Here is a 2,501-nt window from a genome sequence, read left to right as displayed (position 1 = left end):
CTCCTCCCCCTCCGGTGGGCGGGAGGCTGCCCCGCCCCATCCGTGACGGCCCGGGAGGGGCCGGGTGTCGGAGGGGGTTGCCACCCTCATCGGGCCGCGACACCGCCGAGGGGCGGAGCGGCGCACAGGGCGCACACGGCGCGAGGGCGGAGCGGAAGGCGGAGAGACGATATGACGGGACGACCCCCCGAGGGGTACCACCGGGTGCGGGCCCACTACCGACGCAACCCCGGCACGACGGCACCGGTCGCCCGACGAAACGGCTGGTGGATCGTCGCGGCGCTGCTGCTCGTGGTCTGGCTGTGGGGGCGGGCCGGCGGAGGAGGCGACGACGCCGAGGAGAGGACGACCGCTCCCCCGACGTCCGCCCCGTCCTCCGCGGGGGTGTCGGTCGCCGACCCCGGGCCCGGACGGTGAGCGCCGGCCGACGTCGGGGCCCGGGAGCCCGTTCGCGTCGACCCCGGACGCCGGGCGAATGGGTGTCCGTCGCCCTGTCGGGGACACTCGCCCTGGTGATCGCCGTACCGATGGCGGCGGATCTGCTCCGGCGCCCCATCGAGGCCGCCGCCGGCCCCGGGCCCGTGATGGGGGTGGTGACGCTGCTCGGCGGGGTGGGCGGAGTGGTGCACGCGGCCCTCCGGGACCGGTCGGGGCGCCTCCACGCGAAGGGTGTGCGGGGACTGCGGCTGTCCTTGGCGCGCATCGACGCCATGACGCCGCCGGAGTTCGAGGTGGCGGTGCGCGATCTGCTGGTCCGCGACGGTGTACCGGCCCGCCACGTCGGTCGTCGCAACGACCAGGCGGCCGACGTCATCGCCGAGGACCCCCGACGGGGGCGGATCGTCCTGCAGTGCAAGCACACCACGGTGGGAGGCGGGGTCGGTGCGCCGGTGATGTACCAGGTCAAGGGCACGGCGGGGCCGGCTCACGGCGCCCGTCACGCCGTGGTGGTCACGAACGGGAACGTCACCCGGGAGGCCCGGCGGTGGGGTGATCGACACGGGGTCCACTGGGTGGACCGGGCCCGGCTGCGGCAGTGGGCGGAGGAGGGGCGTTCCCTCCCGGAGGTCGCCGGGCTCCCCCTCGGACGACGGGGCCGGGTCGGCCGGGGGCTGCGCGGTCCCGGAACGGCCGGGGCCCCGTGAACCGGTCCGGCCCGCCACCGGCCGGGAACCGGCCCCTCAGTCGGATCGGCCGGCGGGGGCGGTGTCCGCGCCCATCCGGACCCGGCGCGACCGGGCACCGCTCCCGTGGCCGTGCTCGTGCCCGTGCCAGTCCAGGCAGAGCACGGTGGCGTCGTCCCGCAGGTGACCCCCGCAGGCGTCCAGGACCACGGAGGTGATCCATCGCGTGGCCTCACGGGGGTGCAGGTCGCGCGTCTCCCGCAACACGGCCGCCAGATCCACCCGGGCCGCCCGACGCTCCTGCATCCCGTCGGTGAGGAGCAGAAGCCGGTCCCCGGGCCGCAGGTGGAGCTTCTGCGCCTCGTAGGGGAAGGGCGAGGGAATGCCGAAAGGGAGGTGGGCGACGAGCGAGACCTCCTCCACCTCCCCCTCGCGCAGAAGCAGCGGTCGGGGGTGACCGGCGTTGACGATCTCCACCGATCCGTCCTCCAGGTCCACCCGCATCAACTGGCCGGTGGCCATGGCACCGCGCCCGTGGTCCACCAGCGCGTCGTGGGCCCGCTCCGCCTGTTCGGTGATGCTCTCCCCCAATCGACGCGCCCCCCGCAGCGCCCCCATGAGGAGGGTCGCCAGCAGCGCGGAGTCCACGTCGTGTCCCATGGCGTCGGTGATGGACAGGTGGAGGGTGTCCCGCTCGAGGGCGTAGTCGTAGGTGTCGCCGCCGATCCGATCCGCGGGAACCAGGGCCCCGGCGACGGTGAGGCCGTCCGCCTCGCAGCAGGAGGCCGAGGGCAGGAGCTGGTGCTGGATCTCGGCCGCCAGGCTCACCCGGGTGGTGCGCCGGCCCCATTGGTAGATGTCGGTGAAGCGCCGGTCGGTGACGATGATGTAGGCCAGGGCGTGGGCGGCCTCCTCGACCCCCCGCAGAGCCGTGTCGTCCACCGGCGCGGGGAGGAAGACCTCCAGCACGCCCAGGCAGTCGCCCCGGTTGGTCACCGGTGCCACCACGCGATATCCGCCGTTCCCCGCCTCCTCCACCCGGGAGGCCTGGCTGCGCAGCACCTCGTCGTAGACGCTGCCGGACAGGGGGATCCCGCGGGACCGTCCGTCCTCTCCGCCGTCCATCCCACCGGTGGTGAGTCGCACCACCCGGCGACCGACGACATCGACGAAGAGGAAGGACACGGTGAAGGCCCCGAAGCGGTGCTCCAGGTGCTCGGCGACCACCGAGACCGATTCCATGGGTGGGGCCTCCTCGGCTGCCGTCAGCAGCTCCCCGAGGCCGAATCCGCCGTCCGTCATCGCAACCCCCTCGCCGTGTCGTTATTCCGCTCCCCTACCCCGGAGCGGGCGAAAGAAGGGGGGTGCGCCCGGGGG

Annotated in this window: 3 protein-coding genes; 2 read left to right on the top strand and 1 reads right to left on the bottom strand. The window is 74.6% G+C overall.

What is annotated here, in order from left to right:
- Nucleotides 1–171: 171 nt before the first annotated feature.
- Together FOE67_RS22620 and FOE67_RS22615 are read left to right on the top strand one after the other, a co-directional pair.
- Nucleotides 172–417 carry a hypothetical protein gene (locus tag FOE67_RS22620; protein WP_182666689.1) on the top strand — a complete coding sequence of 82 codons (246 nt, stop codon included), beginning with the start codon at nt 172–174 and terminating at the stop codon, nt 415–417.
- Nucleotides 418–479: 62 nt separating this feature from the next.
- Nucleotides 480–1,145, top strand: a complete 666-nt coding sequence (locus tag FOE67_RS22615; RefSeq protein WP_323385317.1) for a restriction endonuclease — start codon at nt 480–482, stop codon at nt 1,143–1,145.
- Nucleotides 1,146–1,181: 36 nt separating this feature from the next.
- Here FOE67_RS22615 and FOE67_RS22610 read toward each other — a convergent pair whose 3' ends face one another.
- Nucleotides 1,182–2,426: a PP2C family protein-serine/threonine phosphatase gene (locus tag FOE67_RS22610; protein ID WP_182666688.1), complete on the bottom strand. Its 1,245-nt coding sequence runs from the start codon at nt 2,424–2,426 to the stop codon at nt 1,182–1,184.
- Nucleotides 2,427–2,501: the final 75 nt, after the last annotated feature.

It is taken from the genome of Streptomyces calidiresistens (genome assembly GCF_014141525.1).
Lineage (GTDB): Bacteria > Actinomycetota > Actinomycetes > Streptomycetales > Streptomycetaceae > Streptomyces > Streptomyces calidiresistens.
Note: the sequence above shows the minus strand (reverse complement) of the source record. Positions and strands in the feature narration are given on the sequence as shown.

Bases quoted from the DNA above. Each gene is read 5' to 3' on its own strand.
- FOE67_RS22610 (WP_182666688.1), bottom strand. From the start codon at position 2,426: ATGACGGACGGCGGATTCGGCCTCGGGGAGCTGCTGACGGCAGCCGAG.
- FOE67_RS22620 (WP_182666689.1), top strand. From the start codon at position 172: ATGACGGGACGACCCCCCGAGGGGTACCACCGGGTGCGGGCCCACTAC.